This window comes from Streptomyces sp. A5-4, assembly GCF_051131715.1.
Lineage (GTDB): Bacteria > Actinomycetota > Actinomycetes > Streptomycetales > Streptomycetaceae > Streptomyces.
The window spans coordinates 5,910,605-5,931,227 of record NZ_CP178591.1 but is presented as its reverse complement, the minus strand read 5'-3'; the positions used below and the strand labels follow the sequence as shown (position 1 = coordinate 5,931,227).

The following is a 20,623-nucleotide window of genomic DNA, read 5'->3' as shown; positions in this document are numbered from 1 at the left end:
CCGCCGACCACGACAAGCTCGGCTCGGCAGTCAGCCCCCGCTACCTGGCCGGGCCCGGCGACCCCCGGTACATCACCCACGCCCTGCGTGCCGCCGGGTGGACGACCACGTCCGACCCGCTCCACCCCGCGATCACGATGACCAGCCCCGACCATGTCCACCACCTCGTCCTCGACCCAGCACGGCGCCACGACGATTGGAAGATCAGTACCGACTTCCTCCCCGGCTACTGGTCCGCAATGTTCAGCATCACCACCCCGGTGGAGCTCGTGGCCGGCCTGACCGACGCCCTAGTGCGGCCCGCATCGGACGAAGTAGCACCCACGGTCGTGGAGATCCTCACCGACCGCGGCTGGGCACACACCGCCGACGGCTCCGGCACCCAGACCCTGACCTCGCCGGACGGCATCGTCCAGGCAGAGCAGCGCGTCTCGCCCTTCCTCGGGGTCCGCGGATGGGAATTCGAGGCCGCGCGCCATCACGGCGAGTACGGCCCCGAGCAGCTGCTGTGGCGGGCCTACCTCGACAAGGACACCCCTGTTCACCTCCTGGCCTCCGTCGCCGACGCCGTCTCCACCGCGACACCCGTTCTGCGCAGCCGGTTCGCGATCGACGACAGCGTTCACCTCGCCCAGGGCCCGGAGTTCGCGATCGGCGCCGAGGTGCTCGGCGCACACAAGCAGCGTCTGGCCGAAGCGCGCCGCCTCCGTCCCAAGCCGCGGCTCACCACCACACCGGCTGCACCCGCTCTCCCACGTACCGCCTCGCCGGCCAGGCCCGCCCGGTAGCCGCCGGCCACGGACACCTCCACCCCGAAGGCCCCCGTGACGAATCCCGATCCCCACGCCCTGCACGAGCTCGGCCTGCGACAGCTCGCCCTCTACATCCGCGAAGCGGACCAGATCCTCGCCGCCTGGGACACCTACTCCGACGAGCACACCGGCCCCGACGGCTGGCCCCACGACGCGACAGCCTACGGATTTCGCCAGTCCCGGCGTGACGCCGACACCTGGCGGTCCTTCAACCGGATCCGCTCCAACGCCAAAGACCTCGTCGCCATAGCCGAGGCCCAGCTGCAGAAGCTGCCGGAACAGCACGTTCACCCCCGCTGGGCCTGGCAGATCTCCACCCTGTACAACGCCCTGGGCCGGCTCAGCACCCTGCAGGGCGAGTGGCTCGACCTGCGCGCCACTCTGCCGGCGTCCGCGCGGCCCGGGGTCGAGGAGTACGACGGGCCGCTCGCCGCGCGGAACGCCGAAGCGTGGCTTCACCTGGACGAATGGTCCCTCCACGGCCAGGCCGTCCTCGACATCGACACCGCCATCCGGCGCACCAAGCCCCGTCCTTCCGCCGCCGCCCACGCGGCAGTCCTCCCCGGCCCCGGCGCCACACCGGCGAAGCCCCGCCGGTGAGCGCCCTCCACCGCTGAGTCCACGACCTCTTCCCCTGGAACCGCCCTCTTGTCCAGCCCTTCCCCGAACTCCAACGACGGCTACGACATAGCCTTCAAGGCTCTCCTCGGCGCCTTCGTCATCGCCTTGCCCCTGTCCACCCTGGCCTGGCTGGGCGGCAACGCGACCGCCTGGGTCACCAGCAGCGGCCCCTGGGTCCCCTACCAGCCGGCCGAAGCCCTTCTCCACCCCGAACGCCTCTGGCCCGCGGCAGGAGGAACGTCCCTGCTGATCGGCACCCGCATCCTCCCCGCCGCGGTCCTCCTCGCCCTCACCGTCTTCGGATACCTGTGGTGGTCCCGGCGCAGGGGCACGAGCGGGAAGAGGAAGCGCGTCGCCGGGATGGCCAAGCAGCGAGATATCGAGCCGCTGCTCGCCAAGGCCATCACCGCCAAGGCCCGCTCCCTGAGGCCGAGTCTGAAGGACGCCAAGGCCATCGACGCCTCCGACACCGGCGTCCTGCTCGGCAACCTGCAGGGCAGCCGCTCCGAGGTCCGGATGGGCTTCGAGGACGTCGCGGTCGCGATCATGGCCCCCCGATCCGGCAAAACGACCTGCCTGGCCATCCCCGCGATCCTCGCCGCCCCCGGCCCCGTGCTTCTCACCTCGAACAAGGCCGCCGGCGACGCCTACACCGCGACGCTTGACGCCCGCGGAGAGGACGGCCGGACCTGGAGCATGGATCCGCAGCAGATCGCCCACGCGGCCCGCGAGATGTGGTGGAACCCGCTCGCCACCGCCAAGTCCCTCGACGGGGCCGGGCGGTTGGCCGGGCACTTCCTCGCCGCGAGCGTGGATGCCTCCCAGCAGGGCGACTTCTGGTCCAAGGCCGGATCCAACATCCTCTCGCAGTTGTTCCTGGCCGCAGCCCTGGACGAGCGTCCCATCACCGACGTCATGCAGTGGCTGGCCTTCCCCGCCGACCGCAGGCCCCTGGACATCCTCCGCGATCACGGGTTCTCGGCGGTCGCCGCCCAGCTCAAGGGAACCGTCGAGGGCCCGCCGGAGACCCGTGACGGCATCTACGAAACCGCGAGGCAGTACGCGTCGGCGCTCCTGAACAGCGAGATCGCCGCGTGGGTCACCCCGCAGAAGGGCGTCGCCGAGTTCAAGCCCGCCGACTTCGTGACCAGCAAGGACACCTTGTACCTGCTGTCGAAGGACGGAGGCGGCGGAGCCTCGGCGTTGATCGCGGCGTGCGCGGACTCCGTGATGCGGGCCGCGACCACCCAGGCCGAGCGCGCCGGCGGACGCCTGGACCCGCCCATGCTGGCGATCCTCGACGAGGCCGCCAACGTGTGCAAGATCAGCGACCTCCCCGACCTGTACTCCCACCTCGGGTCCCGCGGGATCATCCCGATCACCATCCTGCAGTCCTACCGCCAGGGCCAGAAGGTCTGGGGGGACGCCGGCATGGACGCCATGTGGTCTGCCAGCACCGTGAAGGTAATCGGCTCCGGCATCGACGACCCCGACTTCGCCGACAAGCTGTCCAGGCTGATCGGCGACCACGACGTCGAGACCAAGTCCACGTCCATCTCCGACTCCGGGAAGTCCACCAGCATCAGCATGCGGCAGGAACGGATCCTGCCCGCCGACGCGATCCGCGCCCTCCCCAAGGGAACCGCGTTGTGCTTCGCCACCGGCATGCGCGCCGCCATGCTCGACCTGCGGCCCTGGTACCTGGAGCCCGGCGCCGACACCCTGTCCTCCGCCTCCGCAGCCGCCTCAAATGGCATCACCGACCGCGCCGTCGCCAAGGCCGTCCCGAACAAGACCGACTTCGGAAAGGCGGCGTAAGCCGGCCCCGGCCTCGTTGCCGAAACCCATCGCAGTGCGCCACGCCCACCCCCCTGACCTTGCCTGGAGCTTTCGATCGAATCGAGTACCCCCACCGTCAAGGACATCACCCGAGCCCTGGCCAACTACATCGCAGCTGACGTCCCGGCCCGGGATGTGATCGTCTCCTTCCGTGTCCGCCCCCAGACCACCTCCCGCTACAAGGACCGCTCATCGGGCGGCCCGCTGCCGGCCATCGCCCGGTCGGTCCACGCCGAGCTGTACGGCTTGGCCAAGGAGCCCACCGGAGAACCGCCCACCCTCTCCGCTCTCCTCGACGCGGCCCACACGGCCAACAGCCACTGGGAGCGGTCCCACGTACTGCACGAACTGGCCGCCCAGCTCCCCCAGCTGGCCGAGATCCTCGATCTCACGGCCACCTGGGCCAGCCGGCGCCACGACGTCCCAGCCCACACCGCCCAGTGGCTCGCGGACACGGCAGCCCTCACCCACCTCTCGGCGGCAGGGCTCGAACAGATCCAGCACATCCACAACACCCCCATACCCCCGCCATCGCCCACGCCAGCAGGGCACAACCAACTACCGCCCAGCCCCCTCACCACGGCGCTCCCGTCGCGCCCCCTCCCAACCAGCACGGCTCCGGCACCCGCAACACGCTGACCCGAGCGACCACGACCTGTCGCGCGACCCCCTCGCCATCCGGCACCTCCGCCACCGGTCTCTCCCGCGAAACGCAACGCCGCCCGCCGGCCCACCGCCCAGACTGCGCCCGCCGGCCTCGCCACAGCCGAACTCGCCGCACTCCACGCAACCGCCCTCGGCCATGTCGTGGTCGCCCAGAGCGAAGCACGGGAGTACGTCCACAGCCGCAGCGGCCTCGTCCGGATCGGTACCCTGCGCTCTCTGGAGGGCAAAGGTCTCATCACACGCGAGCCTGCCTCCGCGCCGCCGGCCTTCGACGAGGGCCCGCCCCAGGACCGCATCCGCTCACCGCTGCCGGGGTGACCGCGGCCACCGGCTTCCTCGCTCTTTCCCCCGGTGCCGCAGCACCTATTGCTCCCGCCGTCCCGCACGCACCCACCGTGTCCTGGCCGGTCCGAGCCCGCTGACGAGGCCCTCTCCCACACTTCACCCGGCATCGTCCGCCGGACGCCGCGTACATGCCGACGCCGTGCCTCACTCCCCGCCTCGTGCCGTGGTCACCTCCGGTGCCCGAACCCCTCCTGGAACCCCTTCTTGGAAAGCCTCTCCTCCGAGGCGCCTCGCACGATCGAGCGCCTCCACGCCCTGTCCACCGACCTCGGCGCCTTCGGTGAACTCCTCACCGGAGCCCGCCCCGTCGCCGGATCCGGCGGCCTGCCGACGCTCGCCTCCTGGTACGCCACCGCCCAAGGCCTGTCCACCACCACCCTCGTGCTGCTCCTGCACACCGCCGAGCAGCCGTACGCGCACACCACGATGTCCGGGCACCTCACCGTGGAAGTCCTCGGTGAACTCGCCAAGACCTCCTCCGACATCACGGCCCACGTGATGGACGCGGTCGCGATGGCGGCCAAGTACCACCGCCTCGACAGCTACCCAGACTCTGCCAACGAGCCGACGTCCGCGCAGCCCGCCGTCCGCCGACTGGCCCTCGACGAAATCAAACCCGCCCGCGCCGCCTGCCACAACGCCGCCACATTCACCGAGACGGCCAGCCTGCGGCAGGCAACCCGCACCGCCGAATCCGCCCCGGTGCCCGAGCTGAACCTGGCCGAACGCCACGCCCTCCGCCTCATCGCGAACGACCCGGTCCTCCTGACAGCCGACCGGAGCACCCGCCAGATCTGGACCGGCAGCGGCGAGCGGATCTCCACCGAGACCGTGGACTCGCTGACGGACAAGCACCTGATCCGCCTGGACGCCAGCGGCAGCCCCGCCACAGGGCAACGGCTACGCGTAACGGACCAAGGACGCCGAGCCCTCGACACCCCCGGGAACCCGAGCACCCTAGCCAATCCCTCCCCAGCCGTCACGCAGCAGGCCGCTCCTGCACGGACCGCCCGCCCGCCCAAGCTGAATCCCACCCAGCACCGTGCCCTGCACCTCATCCACACGAGCACCGTCACGTACGCGCAGTGGCCCCGCAAGCGACCCACGGTGCACACCGGATCAACGGAGCGCATCAGCACCCGGACCGTGGACGCCCTGCAGGTCAGGCGCCTGATCGGGCGGGACGTCAGGACCGGCCTGCATGAGTGCCTGTTTCTGAACCCAGAAGCCGCAGGTCAGCCCGCCAGTGTCCGAAACGCGAAGTTCGTCGAAGCGTTCGCCGAACGGTCACCGTGACCGTTCGGCGAACGGAACTGCTGGGGCGAGTGGGACGGGCGGGGCGTTGTCCATGGAGAACAAGCCCCAGAGGGCCGGCGAGTCGGTCGGCGGACCGACCCTGCTTGATCATTCTCAAGGTGGTGGCCACCACCTCGGCCCAGAACCCACCTTGGAGTCAGGCTACCGAAGCCGCCAGCTCCGAGGTTCAGAAACAGGCACTGAGCTTGTTCTTTATCTTCCGCGCCCCGTCGCAACGGTCGTTGCCTCTTCTCTCGGGACTTGTGGAGTTCGCTGCCAGACTAGGTGTCGTCGCTCGCGGTGAGCATGGGACGGACTGCATCAACCGGCGTTGTCGTCTATCGGCTTCCGTGCTCCGGCAATCCGGGCCAGGTGCCGGTAGAGGGGCGACGCTGTCCCAGCGACGAAGAGCGCGAACAGGGTGAACGGCAGCAACCCGAGGGGCCGGAGCAGGTAGTCCGGGTGTTGTGAGATCTGCGGCCAGTTGACGTAGTAGTTGGCGGACACGTCCACGGTCATGACCGCGCACGCCACAATCACGGCGAATGGCCGAAGTCGTGCCAGCAGAACGGCCGCCAGAGGGTCGAGCAGGACCAGAGCGACGAAGTAGACCCGGATGGGAGCTGGTGCAGGAGAGGCATAGCTGTTGTGACCACCACTTGCCAGATCCACGAGGTGCATGGCGGTTCCCCAGAGGAAACAGATGAGGTACACCGTCACAACGAACAGCACCCGTCGCGGCAGGCGACTCGGTCGCCCTTCCCCGTCCTGGGCAAGCGGACCTGTCGATGCCTGCTGCTTCATGCCGCCCCCAGTTGGTTGGCGGCACCCTACTTCACCTGTCTCAGCGCCCTTCGGGAAAACCTGCCAGCCCGGCATGTCCACCACACATCGGACGAGACGGGCCGTTCCAGCTTCGAACGGCATCTCGAACTGGACCGCTCACCTGGGTATTCGCCGGACGTGGGGGCGGCCTTCGTCTGATCATGTGATCCGACCAAGGTGCACGTGACCATGACGAAGGCCGTGAGGGTGAGTCTGCTGGCTGATGCTGTCCGGAGGGAAGCGTTCGCAGAAGCGTCACGCTTCCGGGGTGAGTTCTACGAGTGTCTGACCGCCCGGCGCGACGCGTTGTTCGAGCTGGTGGACGCGGTGCTGTGTGCGGACGGTGCGGTGAAGTCCCCGGTGGACTTGACGTTGTTGCCCGAGCACCGTCGTGGGCACGGAGCGATGTACGGCGGCCTGAACCACGGCCGGATCGACACCGAACGGCTGCGGGCCGCGCTGGCCGGACTGCCGCTGCCGCGCTTCGACGGCGGGCGCCTGGTCCTAGCGGTCGATGTGTCACCGTGGCTCCGCTCGGACGCGCCGTGCTCGGCGGACCGTCTGTTCTGCCACGTCTACGGCCGCGCGAAGACGGCCTCGCAGTTCATTCCGGGCTGGCCCTACTCCTTCGTCGCCGTGCTGGAGCCGGGCGCCACGTCATGGACCGCGATCCTGGACGCAGTCCGGCTCGGACCAGCGGACGACGCGACAGCAATCACCGCCGCCCAGCTCCGAGGAGTGGTCGAGCAGCTCATCACCGCAGGCCAGTGGCGGGCCGGGGACCCGGCCATCGTGATCGTGAGTGATGCCGGCTACGACGTCACACGCCTGGCCTGGGCCCTGCGCGATCTGCCGGTCGAGCTGGTCGGCCGAGTCCGCTCCGACCGCGTGATGCGCCTGCCGAAACCACCGAGAATGCACGGCGTCAACGGTCGGCCGCCCAAGCACGGCCCGGAATTCCGCTTCACCAAGCCGGAGACCTGGCCCGAGCCCGCGATCACCACAGTCACGCACACCACCAACTACGGCAAGGCCGAAACCCAGGCCTGGGACCGGGTCCATCCCAGGCTCACCCACCGTTCCTCCTGGCTCGACCATGATGGCGAACTACCTTTGGTAGAGGGAACGTTGATGCGCTTGAAGGTCGAGCATCTATCGAAGGAACGGGATGCTCCGCCGGTGTGGTTATGGTCCTCCAAGACCGACGCCACCCCCGACGACGTGGACCGCTTCTGGCAGGTGTTTCTCCGCCGCTTCGACTTGGAGCACACCTTCCGCTTCGCGAAACAAACCCTCGGCTGGACCACGCCGAAACTCCGCACTCCCGAGGCCGCTGACCGCTGGACCTGGCTCCTGATCGTCGCTCACACCCAGCTCCGGCTCGCTCGCCCCCTCGCCGCGGACCTCCGCCGGCCCTGGGAGAAACCCGCCATCTCCGACCGGCTCACCCCGGCCCGGGTCCGCCGGGGGTTCAGGAACATCCGCGCTCACCTCGCCTGCCCGGCCCGTGTTCCCAAACCCCGAGGCGTCGGCCCCGGTCGGCCACCCGGCGCGAAGAACAAACACCGGGCACCCCGCTACGACGTCGGCAAGACCGTCAAACGCCCCGAGACCCTCAAGGCCATCGGCAAGCCTGGAAGATCTTGGTAGATAAAGACCAAGCTGAGCTTGAGATTTAACCTCGCCGATCGAACAGAACCTGCCGCCGGGTCAGACGGGCATTTTCGCCCGATTCGAACCTGTCTCGGGTGCGTTGATCACGCCTGAAACCGCCGGTCAGAGGTGTTCGAATTCGCTGGGTTAAATCTCAAGCTGAGGGACAGCGCCTGCTTCTCACCGCGGCCGGGCGCGAGGCTCTCCTGCGTCTCGGTCCCGCACCCGAGCCCGGAGTCCCCACGTCGCCGCGTCGCACAGGCCCCGCACTGACCCGCTGACCAGAACCGCCCTAGTGGCGGAAAGTCCCGCCTGGCGGTGCCCCTACGAAGGTCCCACCCGTTCATGACCGATGACGCCCTCTTCTCCCTGCCCCATCCACCCTCACCCGCCGTGCCCGGGCGTACCACCCAGACCGCACGCAGCCGTCCGGCGCCACCCGCCGCCGGCCCTCCTCCACCGTCCGCTCAGGGCGCCCGCGCACAGTCCATCCCCGACTTGCCCTCACCCGTGGTGCGTCTGCTCGCGCTCGCCGACCAGTTCACCCAGCACAACGACCAGCTCGCCCGGCTCCGGCCGGCCTACGGTGCCACTTGGGGTCACGCCTCGGCGCAGGTCCTCGTGAGCGCGTGCCTGGATGCCGTACAGGCCATCGTCGACCGGCCGATGTACGCGGGTGTGACGTTGACCGAGGCCACGGTCCGGATCAAGCAACTGGCCGTTCTCACCGGACAGGCGGTTCGGCACCTTGCCGAGGCCAAGGAACAGCTCGGCGCCCCGGCTTCGCCATCGGACCCGCCGTCCAGGGGCGGAGAAGTCGCACACCAGATACAGCTCGCACGGGAACTGACAGCTCTCGCTCCGGCCATGGCCCTGGAGTCGGCGAGCGCCGTAGCCTCCGAGATCCACCGCCGTCGGCCCGCGACGGCCACCGAGAACGATGCTCTGACCCCCGCCGAGCGGGCCGCCCTTCACGCCACCGCCCGAGGACACGTCGTGATCGGCCGGCGTGAGGGACGCGAGTACGTTCACAGCCGCGACAGCTCCGTGCACATCGACACACTGCGCGCTCTGGAACACGCCGGGCTCGTCGCGGTCGACCCCGGATCCGCGCCACCGGCCTTCGACGGAGGACCCCCGCACGACCGGGTCCGCCTCACCCTCAGCGGAGCAATGGCCGTGACGGCCTTCCTCGGACGCGGCCCCCGCACCCCACCCCTGTCGGCCCCCCGCGCTCTCGGTGCCCATACCACCGCGGCACCGGCAAGGGCCCGCTGACATCGGCCAGCGCCTCCACACCACCGCTGCCTGCCACCGCACCCTCACCGCCTCGGTTCAGTGGCATCGCCGCCGCCGTCTGCGCCGCTTCGCGGTCTCCCCCGCATCCGCTGACCCCCACTCCCCCACCCCCCTCGCGCCGTGACCGCCTTCGGCGCCCGTCCCATCCTGGACTCCCTCTCTTGGAAAACCCCCGCTACCGCATCCTTTCTTTGGGCGCCGGAGTGCAGTCGTCCTGCCTGCTCGCACTTTCCGCCGAAGGAATACTCCCGCGAATCGACTTCGCGGTCTTCGCAGACACAGGCTGGGAACCCCAGGCTGTTTATGATCACCTCGACCGACTTGAACGAGAGGTGGCCAAACCGGCCGGAATACCCATCCTTCGAGTTTCTTCAGGAAACATCAGAGATGACGCCCTGAACCCGGAACACCGATTCGCCTCCATGCCGCTTTATATTCTCAACCGAGATGGCCGCCCAGGAATGACCAGGCGCCAGTGTACAGGCGAATACAAAATTAAGCCGATTAAACGACAGGTGCGCGAACTGCTGGGATTCCCTTATCCATAGCGGGTCCCTAAGGGGCTTTACGTCGAGCAGTGGGTCGGCATATCCACGGACGAGTTCCATCGCGCCAAGGATTCCGACGTGAAGTACATGCGCAACCGTCACCCACTGATCAGCGATCTCGGCTGGTCGCGCGCCGACTGCATACGCTACCTTTCCAGCGCCGGCCTGGCGGATACACCCAAGTCGAGCTGCCTTGGGTGCCCGTTCCACGGAAATGCTCAGTGGCGAACCCTGAGGGACGCTTCCCCGACGGAATGGGATGACGTTGTCGCCTTCGACGCAGCCATCCGGAAGGGAAACGCGAGGGCCAACGCGTCGGGCAATCCGCTGCTGGGCGAGGCCTTTCTCCACCGCTCCCGCGTCCCGCTCAGTGTGGCTCCCATCGACCACGTCACCCGCTCGGAACGCGAGGCCGCCGAACTCGACGAGTTGGAAAACGGCGTGGTCAACGGGTGCTCGCCCTGGGCCTGCCGAGGCGAGGAAAGTGAGCCGGAGCAGGACGACTTCGGGCTTGCCTCGTGATGGACAGGCTCGTGGTGGACCTCTTCGCCGGTCCTGGGGGCTGGAGCCACGCCCTGCACGTCCTCGGCGGGCGCGACGTCGGTCTGGAGTGGGACGAGTGGGCCTGCAAAACCCGCGCCCGTGCGGGGCAGTTGACGATCCGCACCGATGTGGCGATGTACCCGGCGTGGCCACTGGTCGGCCGCACCCACGGGTTCATAGCGAGCCCGCCCTGCCAGGCATGGTCGATGGCGGGCAAGCGGCTCGGCCTGGTCGACCAGCCGCTCGTCCACCAGGCCGTCGCTGACCTCGCCGCAGGCCGGGACACCCGGGCGAAGCTGCTGACCGCCTGCAAGGACCCCCGGAGCCTGCTGGCCGCGGAGCCGATGCGCTACCTCCAGGCCATGCACATGGTGGGCGAGCCGGAGTGGATCGCCATGGAGGAGGTCCCGGACGTACTGCCGCTGTGGCGGCAGTACGCCGTGATCCTCCGGGGCTGGGGCTTCTCCGTCTGGACCGGGATCCTCAACGCCGCCGACTACGGCGTGCCGCAGACACGGCGGCGGGCGATCCTGCTCGCTTCCCGCACCCGCACCGCCGAGCCGCCGCCGCCGACGCACGCCCAGAGTGCCGAGCCCGAGTCGTTGTTCGGTCCGGGCCGCGAGCGGTGGGTGTCCATGGCGGAGGCCCTCGGCTGGGGCGCCACCGACCGGCCCACCCCGACCGTCTGCGCCGGTGGAGGTCCGGGCGGCGGGCCCGAACCGTTCCCCTCCGGGGCCCGCAAGACCCTCGCGGACGCCCGCGACCGTGGCACCTGGAAGCCGCCCGCACCCGGGCAGCGCGCCAGCCGCAGGACACGTCCCGGCCGCCTGCGCCCGCCGGACGCCGATGCGCCCATCTGCACCTGTGGGAAGCACCACTGGTCCTGGTCGCTGCGGAGCAGCAACCAGGCCAACGCCACCGTCCGGGGTGCGAACGAGCCCGCTGGGACGCTGTTCTTCGGACACCGCGCGAACGAATGCATGTGGGTCGCCGAACCTCACTCCCTCGAAGCCGACGAGGAGAGTCCGGCGCCGGAGTCGATCCGGATCACCGCCACCGAAGCAGGCGTCCTGCAGACCTTCCCCGCCGACTACCCCTGGGCCGGCAACAAGGGGCAGGCCTTCTCCCAGATCGGCAACGCCGTCCCGCCTCTGCTGGCGGCCCATCTGCTGGCCCCGCACCTCGGCAAGACCCTCACCCGCTCCGACTTCACCCTGGCCGCCTGATGCCCAACCCAGCCTCGAACCAAGGAGATTTGGCCCTGGACGACATACCTGCGGACCCGCCGGTCCGGTTTGCCGAGCAGGCTCTCCTCGGTGCCCTCCTCCTCGAGCCTCTCCGTATCAAGACGCTCGGCCCGCTCGGCCCCGAACACTTCAGCGTCGCGATGCACGGGGCTCTGTTCGCGGCAATGAGCGCGCTCACTCCGCCAGTCCCGGAAATCCACGCCCGGGAACCGGTTTGGATCACCGCCCTCCTCGACCGCGCCCGCCCCCACGCCCGCGGACTGACCGCTTCCTACCTCCACACCCTGACCGACGCCTGCCCCAACCCCAGTCACGCCCCCGCCTACGCACAGATGATCGTGGCCAACCGGGCCCGCCTCACCATCCGGGCCGCCGCCGAGCGCCTCGTCCAGGCGGCCACCGACCCCGTGCTGCCGGATCCCGCCGCGCACGTCCTGCGCTGTTCCGACGTGGTCGCCGCCGTCCTCGACGACCTCGCTGGGCTCTTCCCCTCGCACCCCGGCTCGCTGCCCCGCACCGTGCTGCCGCCCCCACCGACCCGGGACGCCGGAACCGGGACCGATGCCGCCGGCGAGGAGCATCTGCTGCTGTCAACGGTGGCCGCGCACCCCGCCTGCCTGCCCGAGATGAGGTGGCTGCGGCCCGAGGACTTCACCGTCCCGCTTCACGGCGTCCTGTACCGGTGCATGGCCTCCCTGGCCTACCGGGGCGATCCGATCGACGCGGTAACGGTGCTCTGGGAGGCCCAGCACCACGGCCTCCTCGCCTCCGGGACAACCGCCAGGGAGGTGCTGGATCTGCTCGCCACCCCGGCCGGATCCCCGGAGCACTGGGGCGAGCAGATCCTGCAGCGCTCCCTCCTCCACCACGCCCACACCACCGGCCTGCACATCCGCGCCTGCGCCGAGGACCCGACGAACACCCCGCACCAGCTGATCACCGGCAGCCGCCGCGCACTCGCCGACCTCGGCGCCGTCCGGGCCCGATGGCAGCACGCCACCCGCCCACCATCCGCCGTACACCCGCGCGCCAAGACCGCCCCAGCATCCCGGGCCGGGCCGCCCACCCCGCGCACCACCCCACCCGCCGTGTCTACGCGGGCCTCCCGATAGCCCCTTCCCCGCACCCCGACCGGGTCCGGCCAGCCACACGGCTGGCCGGGCCCGAGAAGCGAGCCTCATGTCTCAGACTGGTCCCGCCGACCCTCATGTCCGCTTTGCTCTTCATCCCGGCCACAGCAGCGCCGTCATCGCCACGCTCACCGACACCGGCCCAGGCCGCGACCTGTCTCACGAGTTGCTCGCCCTCCACCACTTCCGCCGGGTCGACGACCGAACAGCGGTCCTGGCACGCATCGACCACGATGAACCCCACTACGCCAACCAAGCCGCCCTGGTTCTGCGGGAGAAGGGCGCGCGGGTAGAAATCGACCCTGCCCTCCAGAGGGAGATCGACACCGAGTGGACTTACGGCGACTACCCGATGCCCTATCTGGACCGGGACGAGATCCGCGAGGTGAGCGCGGAGGCACAGCGGATCCACGACGACATCCGCTCCGGACACCTGGCCATCCATCTCCACGCGCGCCACGGACGGACGACCGTGGCCTGCGGCACCTACCGCGACGGCAGGAGCGTCCATCTCCACGGGGAGGACTACGTCCGCCAGGAGACGGAGGACTTTCCATCTGCCCCGCAGGCGATGGCCGACTTCTACCGGCAGTACGGCGACGCCGTCCGCCTGGGACCGGCCGCCCTCACCGACATCGAACAAGCCGCAGCCGACGCCATCAACACGCCTGCCCCCGCCACAGTTGCCGCACCATCGGCCCCGGCCCCACGGCATCGGTCTGCGCCACAGGAAGTACCCGTGTACGCCGCCGGCCCCGGCGACCATGAAGCCCTTCTGGACGGGTTCCTTGAATCACAGGGCGAGTGGGAGAAGGTGCGGACCTGGTCCGACGGCACCACCATCGCCAACCACGAATCGCTGGCCATGCGGGTGCAGTTCTTCCATGAGGTCTACCCCGGCGCCCCTGACGCTTGGACGATCGCTTCCTACGAATCTCCGGTCGGTGAACGTCTCTGGCACGCCACCGCAACCCGCACCACCCCGGTCGACATCGTGGGCGCCTTGCTCGACAGCCTCGCCGCCGGCAACGGCTGGGGTCCGGGACCAGCCACGGCCGTCACCGACGAGACGCTCGCCGAGGCCACCCGCCCCCTCGCCGAGACCGGCTGGCCGCTGACCGTCAACGCCCGAGTGGTGGAGTGGACCGCGCCCACCGAGGAACCCGCCGGCGTCCGCTTCGACACCTTCGCCGCCTCGCGGCCCAACTCCCCGCTCGACGCCTGGACCGTCTGGGGCGGCAACACACCCCACCAGCCGACTTGGTCCATACGGTTCTCGACGCACACACCCCCGGCCCTGCTCCAAGACATCACCTTCGAACTCGCCCACGGCTACGACCGCGGGCAGCAGCAGGCCAGCCATGCCAGTACGACGCCCCGATCACATCTACAGCCGGCCGTAGCCCCGCCAACAAGCCCACCGAGCCGACCGGCCGCCACACGCTGAACAGGTAGTTCCCGACCACCGTGCGCCCGTCACGGAACTGGCTACCTCATCGCCCGCCTACGGCGCATCGGCAGGGATAGGCCAGCCGCCGGGGCCGCGCCTCAGACGGTGTGCACCGCCTCAACGTCCGCGAGGGTCGGGTTCCGGCCATTCCATCGGGAACACCGGCATCGTGCGCCACTGCCGATAGATTTCCCGACAGGGAGTGCAGAGCACGAAGCAGTTGGAGGTCCCATGCGCCGGTTCACCCCCACGTTCCAGGGCGAGCCGTGGTCCGAGGGAATGGAAGTGCTCCACATCTACCTGCTGCCGCGGCCCGGCGTAGACGACGATCTGCTGGCCTTGGCGCACGTGTAGGCTCGCATTTCTGATGTCCCATTCTCATTGACGGTGGCCTTTTTCTGGCCCAAGGGACAAAGCAGTGAGACGAACCCGAAGGTTCCGTTCGAGCCGCGCGGCCCAAGCACGGACGGATGCGCGGGCCTATACAGGAGACGACGGAGCGGACCGGAGCGCCCCGTACGAGTGATCGTCGGTGTGTTTACGTGGAGGCGTGGGCCGTCGTCGCCAAGGATGCGCGCATGCGCCTTACCTCTTCCCTGCTGGGCCGTGCCCTCGTCCCCTTCGTGGCCTCCGTCGCACTGCTGACCACGACCGCCGCCGCTTCGTCTGCCGCGCTGGACCGGTGCGGTTCGGTCATCACCGCCCCGCTCGCACCGGCGGTTCCCGCCGACGATCCCTGCCCCAGCACCGACCCGGTCGTTTGCCGCATCCGCGTCCTGCCGATGGACGAGAAGGTGGAGGCGCAGCGGACCCGGATCCGCTACCACGGTCTCCTGGAGGACATGCACCGGACCGAGGCGAACATGCGCGAGTCGGGAGCCTCTGAGGAGGAGATCGCGAGGGAGATGGTCGACATGCGCAACCAGGCCAAGGAGATCACCCGCGCCGGCATGACCTCGGAGGAGGTCCGCATCCTGGAGGAGCGGAACATGGCCAAGTACGGCAACCCGCTTGGGCCCACCGCGGACCAGCTCTACGCCAAGTACGGCTCCTGGGAGAAGGTCACCGACGCGTCGATGCGGACCAGCTACGCCGTCGACCGCGAACTCAGCCTCGAATACCGCCCCTGCCCCGCGTGACAACCGTCCGTCCGAAGGTCACCCTCAGGTCACAGCACTAGCAGTTCTGGGTAGTGAAATTCGTTGCAGGCTCTGTGCCGGTACCCGTATCCGCCTCCGGCAGCGCCCAGCGGGCAATGTTGCCGTAGTGGTCCTCGATCAACAGCTTTCCACCCTTCACGGGCACGTTGAGGTCGGCGATGGCCTTGTACTCTTCATTGGCCTTGACCGTCGCGTAGGGGGTGAAGGCATCGGTGCAGCCGTGCCAAGGCGCATCCGTGTAGTCCCAGGCTTCGGTCATCTCCGGACCCCGCGCCCACTTGATGTGGTTGTCCCTCTGCTGACCGAGGGTCCCGCCCGTCACGGACTTCATGGTGAAGGCGACCGCCAGCGCGTACTTCCCGTTCAGGGGAAGCGTCTTGTCCTTGGCGAAGGCGTCCCGGTAGGCGATGCCAGTGAGTGTGACCTGCATGGGGCGGCCCTCATCGTCCTTGAGCGTGACGGTCTGGCCGATCAGCCGTAGCGCCGGGTCTGTGGCACCGCCCTCCCCCGGGACCTGGCTTACCGCCCCCGGTAGCCGGGAGTCGAGGTCGCCTCCGGCCTCTGCGCACCCCGCCACCGCAACGGACACCGCCAGCATCACGACCGCTGGTGCCTTTTTCATGGATGAAGCAACCCCCCTGTCCTCGTTGCCATCGAGACATCGGCCTCTGCGCGCTAGCCCTTGCTGCACGTCGCGTTCGTCTACCTCAGTCCCACAGGCATCTCGTGGCGTACGAACGCTATCGGGGAATCGATCACGGTGCGTTGAGTTGGTCGCCCTCACCAACGCCAACGAGAGGGCATCTGCTGCCTCCCGCAGATGTCAGGGCGCTGGTTGAGCCAGCGTTCAGCCCGATCCGGCCAAGTCGCCAGTCAAACGCCTGCTACGTGCATCAACTCGATAGGTTCACCAGGTCATCCACATGATCATAATTCAGGGGGAATCTTGCGTTTACGGGGAAAACTGCTCGCCGCTCTGTCAGCCGCGGTCACCCTCGTGCTGCCGATGGCTGCGGCGTCGCCCGCCGCCGCGAGTGCGCCGACGCAGAGCTGTAACGAGACCCATCAGGCCCGCATCTTCTTCTGGGCAGTGGCCTGCGTCCAAGCTGGCCAGCCGGTAATCGGCGCGTTCGGGACCTGGCGGAACGTGCCCATCACCTTCACCAGCGGAGGCAGCGCCGGGACCTCGGAGGCATCGAACTACCTGCGGATGGTCCCGAACACCGAAGGCGGCATGTTCGCCAACTCCATCGACGTCGGCCTCTACGCCGAGAAGACCGGCGCGACGACCCGCACGTACAGCCCGCGCTGGACCGAGCTGGGCAACAGCGGCGGGAAAACGAAGGCGATCACGGCCGGGGTCAACCCGACCGCCACGGACAACACGAACCACACCTATATGACGGTCCGGCAGGCCAGTGGCGCCCAGTGGGACGTGCTGTACGACTTCAACTGGGTCGGCAGTACCACGGACCAGCTCAAGGTCCCGCGGGGGAACTCCAACCGGATCGACATCGGGCTGGAGGTGAGGGGGCCGCAGTACGTCACGGTCCCGGTGATCGCGAGCAGGGTCCAGTTCATGGCGGAGAACAAGACCTGGTACCGGGCCGCCACCACGGACACCGCCTACGTCACAACTCTGGGGATCTGCGGGAAGTCGATGGGGATTCCCTCCGACCCGACGGCCGTGTACACCGCGCCGTACTGCTTCAAGGCGAAGCTGACTGACGGCACGAAGTTCACCCAGTGGAGCGCGAGCAAGCCCGGCCCTACCACCCTGGCCACGCTGCTTCCCGCACCGGTCCAGTCGGCTGGAACCTTTAACGGCGTCGACCAGGAGGCCTTGTCGCAGTGCATGGCCAACGACCCGGACTCCTGCCTGACCTCGGTCCCTGGCCTGTCCGCATGTGTACAGACGGCCAAGGTCTGCAACGCCGCCGCCCTCCAGGCCTCCCCGCAGACCGCTCCGCTCGCCGGCAGCGCCCCGGTGAGCGTTGACGACATCGGCGTCCGTGCCGCTGCGTCATTCGGGGTCGCCAAGGACAAGCTGCGTGTGACCACCGCGACCACGCTGCCCGCCCCCGCAGGCACCGCCGAGCGGGCCCTCCAGTCAGCTGACGCCGTGGTGACCGTGGAGTCCTCGGCGCCCACCCGCGGACTCGAGCAGCGCGGCCTGACCTTCAACGGATTCCGCGCTACCTACTCGGCGGCCACCGGCCAGCTCCTGGACGCCTGCTGGGGGCAGATGTGCCGCTCCTGACCACCACCCACATGTCCGCACCATCCTCAGAGCAGGAGATCGCTGTGCCCGACGCCCACCCGCCCCGGCCCAGGAGAGCCCCGCGGCGCCGGACGGCGACAGTGATCCTTTCCGCGCTGCTCGTGCTCGTCGCCGGCCTCACAACAGCGGGCCCGGCCGGCGCGGCGACACCTTCGCAGCGCGGTTCGACCGCCACGGCCGTGCTTGGCCCGGAGGAGGAGGATCTGCGTACCGAATGCGCTACCCGCCCGGAGGCGAAGACCCGCAAGGGGTGGATCAAGAACCGCTTCGAGGCATGCGTGCACCAGCCCGTCTACCTCAAGCTCATCGACGACAAGAAGCGTCTGCGAGGTGAGCTCTGGTTCGACCTGTGGATCCTCGGCTTCACCTATGACGGATCCCGGCGTGTCGACTACACGAGCAGCATCGAGAACATCAAGGCCAAGGCGGTCGCCGGCGAGAACCCGGCCACGTGGAAGATCGACCAGAACTTCAGCCACTCCATCAACGCCTCGGCCAGCGGCCCCAACCCCAAGATGACCAAGCCGGCTGTCACCAGCCGCAGCGAGACCATCGCCCAGTGGAAGGCCAAGCCCCTCTGGCAGCTCAAGTACACCTCACCCGACACCGGCAAGCTCGACGCGGCCAACACCCAGATCGTCTCCGGGATGGTCTCCCTGGAGATGCGGGTGTCGTCGCCCACCGCAGTGCCGTGGTCGGATCCCGTCATGGCCTACTCCAGCGTCCGATTCGACTACGCCGGACCTACCGCAGGCAAGTTCAAGGGCACCGTGTTCACCGAAGCCCGCGTCGAACTCGTGATGAGCCTGAAGGACCCGGCCGTCAACGAGAGCGCCCGGCACATCCTCGACGCCCAGACGCTCCCCGAACGCACCTTCCCGTCTTTCCCCGGCAAGTCCGTGCCCGGAGGCTCCACCCCGCTCCACCGCCTCATCGACAAGACCGCGCAGGACAAGAACCGCGACGCTGCGATCGCCACGTGCAAGGACGTGTGGGGTGACTACAGCGGAACGAAGCTCCAGTGCGACGAGTACCCCTTCGCCTCGACGAAGGAGGGAGCCGCGGCTCCTGGCAAGCGCTTCTCCGCCCGCCTCATCGACGGAGGCGACAACGAGACCGGCGGCCGACGCCTCAATGAGATGTACACCCTGAACCGTATCCTCAACGGAGACGCGTTCTACGTGAAAATCACGCCCTGATCACTGACGGAGCTCCCGTGCCCCTCATCGCCGAGTACAGCACCACAGCCCGCCCGGACCGCGGCATCGTGCAGGTCTACGACGCCGACGCCTACCTCGGCGACGACGAAACACTGGCACGGTCGAGGACCGAGGTGGTCGCCGGAAACGGATACCACCTCTACCTGCACAGCCTCCAAGCCGACGTCGAAGTCCAGGTCACCATCAAGATCTGGGACAGCCCTCAAAAGCCCCCGGAAGACACCGAGGGCACCGTCGCCCTCACCCTGGAATCAGAAACCGGGCAACTCGTCGTCAACCAGCTCACCTACGGGCCGGCAGGCATCATGGAACTTCCCAGGCCCGGCGTGTACGACGGGCACGCGACCTGGAGCGGACGAGCCGCCACGGCCGCCTACAGCGACACAAGCCACCGGCGCTCCGTCGAAGAGGAATGGAGCACGGAACAGCTCCGCGCCGCGTGGGAACAGTGCCCCGCAACTGAGCAGTACACCCTCGACCTCTGGTTCGTAAGGGAACCCGAAGACGAGGAATAGTCCTCGGTAACTCCTTGAAATCCTGCGACGAGCATCCCGCCGCAAGCTCCCACGAGGGGCTCACTGCCAGAGCAACCCGTCGCACCCAGACCGCAACCGGCCGTACGAAGCATCACTGCCGCTCCAGCCCCGACCCGGTGAACGCCCGGTCACACGAGCGCGCCCTTCTCGCCGGCCTCAACCCAGCGCGAAGGGCGCGTGCTTCTTCGACCAGCTTCGGTGCGGACCACGCTGTACTGCACGACCGAGGGACTGTCCGTGGCCACTGAGAAATCCAGGTACATGGCCACCAGGCGAGCCCCTTCAGATCGGGCACGGAGCGTCACTGAATCAGTCACCGGTCCCGGCCGCCGCTCAGGGGCCCTCGGACCGCACACGAGCCCCTGAGCGGCTGCCGACAGCCCTCCAGGGAGCCCGGCAGCGTCGCCCCATCACGCGAGCGGCATCGGGTAGAGGGGTCGCCACCTGGGACAACGAGCGGACCGCACGTTGTGACGTCGCTCGCCGACCGACTCGGTGGCCGGCCCCGCCCATCTGCGAGGGCACGCGCGCCCTCGCCAACACCGTGGCGCTCTCCGCCTGGCTGAGCCCGGGGAAACGACTGCACTCGGTGATGGGTTGGCCGTCCACCGGGAGCCGCCATGGCCACGGATCGAGACCCACTCGGCCACGCACCTGGACTTTCCGGTGGCCACCCACAACCCATGAAGGCTGAGCCGTAGACGGCAGGAGCAGGCCAACAGCCAACCTTAGGGAACACGTCCGGCGGGAAGCGGGTCACAGGCGAGCCTTTCGTCACCACGGGCGTGACCCGCAGTCTGCCAGCCACCCTCGAACGGGGCACCCAGATCTACGACAACCGCACGACGGAGGCCAAGGTCGGTAGCGTCCACATCCCCCGATTCCGGGACGGACCGAAGGCCCTGTCCGCAGCCGCACGAGCCAACGCCATGGCCCCACCTGATCGTAGAAACCAGTGAGGCCCCGCGTCGGGGGGGATGACGCGGGGCCTCACTCCAGACCATAACGCCCGAACCACCGCGTGAGAGGCAAACCAGCCCGCGCCACCCACCGGGCGCGGCGGAACGTACCAGCAGATCCCCGGTCAGCCAAACCGGGGATTCGCCGGATCATTGGAAATCCACCGCCACCCACGCCTGAACCATCGAGAGG

Annotated in this window: 17 protein-coding genes and 1 pseudogene; 16 read left to right on the top strand and 2 right to left on the bottom strand. The window is 68.8% G+C overall.

Translation table 11 applies throughout. The features are described from left to right. The first annotated feature begins 137 nt into the window (after positions 1-137). From ACLLJJ_RS27825 to ACLLJJ_RS27805, 5 genes are all read left to right on the top strand, one after another. Positions 138-788 (top strand): DUF317 domain-containing protein, encoded by a 651-nt coding sequence (locus tag ACLLJJ_RS27825; RefSeq protein ID WP_267838969.1) that lies wholly within the window; start codon positions 138-140, stop codon positions 786-788. Between the two features lie 36 nt (positions 789-824). Next, on the top strand, positions 825-1,412 hold the full coding sequence (locus tag ACLLJJ_RS27820) for a hypothetical protein (protein ID WP_267838970.1): 588 nt from the start codon (positions 825-827) through the stop codon (positions 1,410-1,412). Between the two features lie 48 nt (positions 1,413-1,460). Further along, on the top strand, positions 1,461-3,251 hold the full coding sequence (locus ACLLJJ_RS27815; RefSeq protein ID WP_434596478.1) for a type IV secretory system conjugative DNA transfer family protein: 1,791 nt from the start codon (positions 1,461-1,463) through the stop codon (positions 3,249-3,251). Between the two features lie 156 nt (positions 3,252-3,407). Continuing rightward, positions 3,408-3,911 (top strand): hypothetical protein, encoded by a 504-nt coding sequence (locus ACLLJJ_RS27810; protein ID WP_434596476.1) that lies wholly within the window; start codon positions 3,408-3,410, stop codon positions 3,909-3,911. 576 nt (positions 3,912-4,487) lie between these two features. Then, positions 4,488-5,579 carry a hypothetical protein gene (locus tag ACLLJJ_RS27805; RefSeq protein WP_434596474.1) on the top strand — a complete coding sequence of 364 codons (1,092 nt, stop codon included), beginning with the start codon at positions 4,488-4,490 and terminating at the stop codon, positions 5,577-5,579. 321 nt (positions 5,580-5,900) lie between these two features. On the opposite strand, the gene ACLLJJ_RS27800 is transcribed toward ACLLJJ_RS27805, so the two are convergent. Beyond that, a complete protein-coding gene (locus ACLLJJ_RS27800; RefSeq protein ID WP_434587132.1) occupies positions 5,901-6,383 on the bottom strand; it encodes a hypothetical protein in 483 nt (160 codons plus the stop codon). A 210-nt stretch (positions 6,384-6,593) separates the two neighbouring features. Here ACLLJJ_RS27800 and ACLLJJ_RS27795 point away from each other — a divergent pair, with 210 nt between their 5' ends. The 8 genes and pseudogenes from ACLLJJ_RS27795 to ACLLJJ_RS27760 all read left to right on the top strand — a co-directional run bounded on the left by ACLLJJ_RS27795 (position 6,594) and on the right by ACLLJJ_RS27760 (position 15,413). Further along, positions 6,594-8,054, top strand: coding sequence for an NF041680 family putative transposase (locus tag ACLLJJ_RS27795; RefSeq protein WP_434587130.1), 1,461 nt, complete (start codon positions 6,594-6,596; stop codon positions 8,052-8,054). 348 nt (positions 8,055-8,402) lie between these two features. After that, the gene (locus tag ACLLJJ_RS27790; RefSeq protein ID WP_267838974.1) at positions 8,403-9,335 is read left to right on the top strand and encodes a hypothetical protein; all 933 of its coding nucleotides are present in this window, start codon (positions 8,403-8,405) and stop codon (positions 9,333-9,335) included. Between the two features lie 239 nt (positions 9,336-9,574). Next, a pseudogene (locus ACLLJJ_RS27785) lies at positions 9,575-10,426 on the top strand (hypothetical protein). Then, entirely contained in the window at positions 10,426-11,673 is a 1,248-nt protein-coding gene (locus ACLLJJ_RS27780; protein ID WP_434600540.1) for a DNA cytosine methyltransferase, read from the top strand. The pseudogene ACLLJJ_RS27785 and the gene ACLLJJ_RS27780 overlap by 1 nt, the downstream one beginning before the upstream one ends. Next, positions 11,673-12,806, top strand: a complete 1,134-nt coding sequence (locus ACLLJJ_RS27775; RefSeq protein ID WP_267838975.1) for a DnaB-like helicase N-terminal domain-containing protein — start codon at positions 11,673-11,675, stop codon at positions 12,804-12,806. The genes ACLLJJ_RS27780 and ACLLJJ_RS27775 overlap by 1 nt, the downstream gene beginning before the upstream one ends. A gap of 67 nt (positions 12,807-12,873) precedes the next feature. Next, a complete protein-coding gene (locus tag ACLLJJ_RS27770; RefSeq protein WP_267838976.1) occupies positions 12,874-14,271 on the top strand; it encodes a DUF317 domain-containing protein in 1,398 nt (465 codons plus the stop codon). A 234-nt stretch (positions 14,272-14,505) separates the two neighbouring features. Continuing rightward, positions 14,506-14,628 carry a hypothetical protein gene (locus ACLLJJ_RS27765; RefSeq protein WP_267838977.1) on the top strand — a complete coding sequence of 41 codons (123 nt, stop codon included), beginning with the start codon at positions 14,506-14,508 and terminating at the stop codon, positions 14,626-14,628. Between the two features lie 224 nt (positions 14,629-14,852). After that, positions 14,853-15,413, top strand: coding sequence for a hypothetical protein (locus ACLLJJ_RS27760; RefSeq protein ID WP_267838978.1), 561 nt, complete (start codon positions 14,853-14,855; stop codon positions 15,411-15,413). Positions 15,414-15,450: 37 nt separating this feature from the next. On the opposite strand, the gene ACLLJJ_RS27755 is transcribed toward ACLLJJ_RS27760, so the two are convergent. Further along, entirely contained in the window at positions 15,451-16,056 is a 606-nt protein-coding gene (locus ACLLJJ_RS27755; RefSeq protein WP_267838979.1) for a hypothetical protein, read from the bottom strand. Between the two features lie 324 nt (positions 16,057-16,380). Here ACLLJJ_RS27755 and ACLLJJ_RS27750 point away from each other — a divergent pair, with 324 nt between their 5' ends. The 3 genes from ACLLJJ_RS27750 to ACLLJJ_RS27740 are packed head-to-tail and all read left to right on the top strand — an operon-like array spanning position 16,381 to position 19,450. Beyond that, on the top strand, positions 16,381-17,694 hold the full coding sequence (locus ACLLJJ_RS27750; protein ID WP_434596468.1) for a hypothetical protein: 1,314 nt from the start codon (positions 16,381-16,383) through the stop codon (positions 17,692-17,694). An 11-nt stretch (positions 17,695-17,705) separates the two neighbouring features. Further along, entirely contained in the window at positions 17,706-18,914 is a 1,209-nt protein-coding gene (locus tag ACLLJJ_RS27745) for a NucA/NucB deoxyribonuclease domain-containing protein (RefSeq protein WP_434596466.1), read from the top strand. A gap of 17 nt (positions 18,915-18,931) precedes the next feature. Then, positions 18,932-19,450 (top strand): hypothetical protein, encoded by a 519-nt coding sequence (locus ACLLJJ_RS27740; RefSeq protein ID WP_267838982.1) that lies wholly within the window; start codon positions 18,932-18,934, stop codon positions 19,448-19,450. Positions 19,451-20,623: the final 1,173 nt, after the last annotated feature.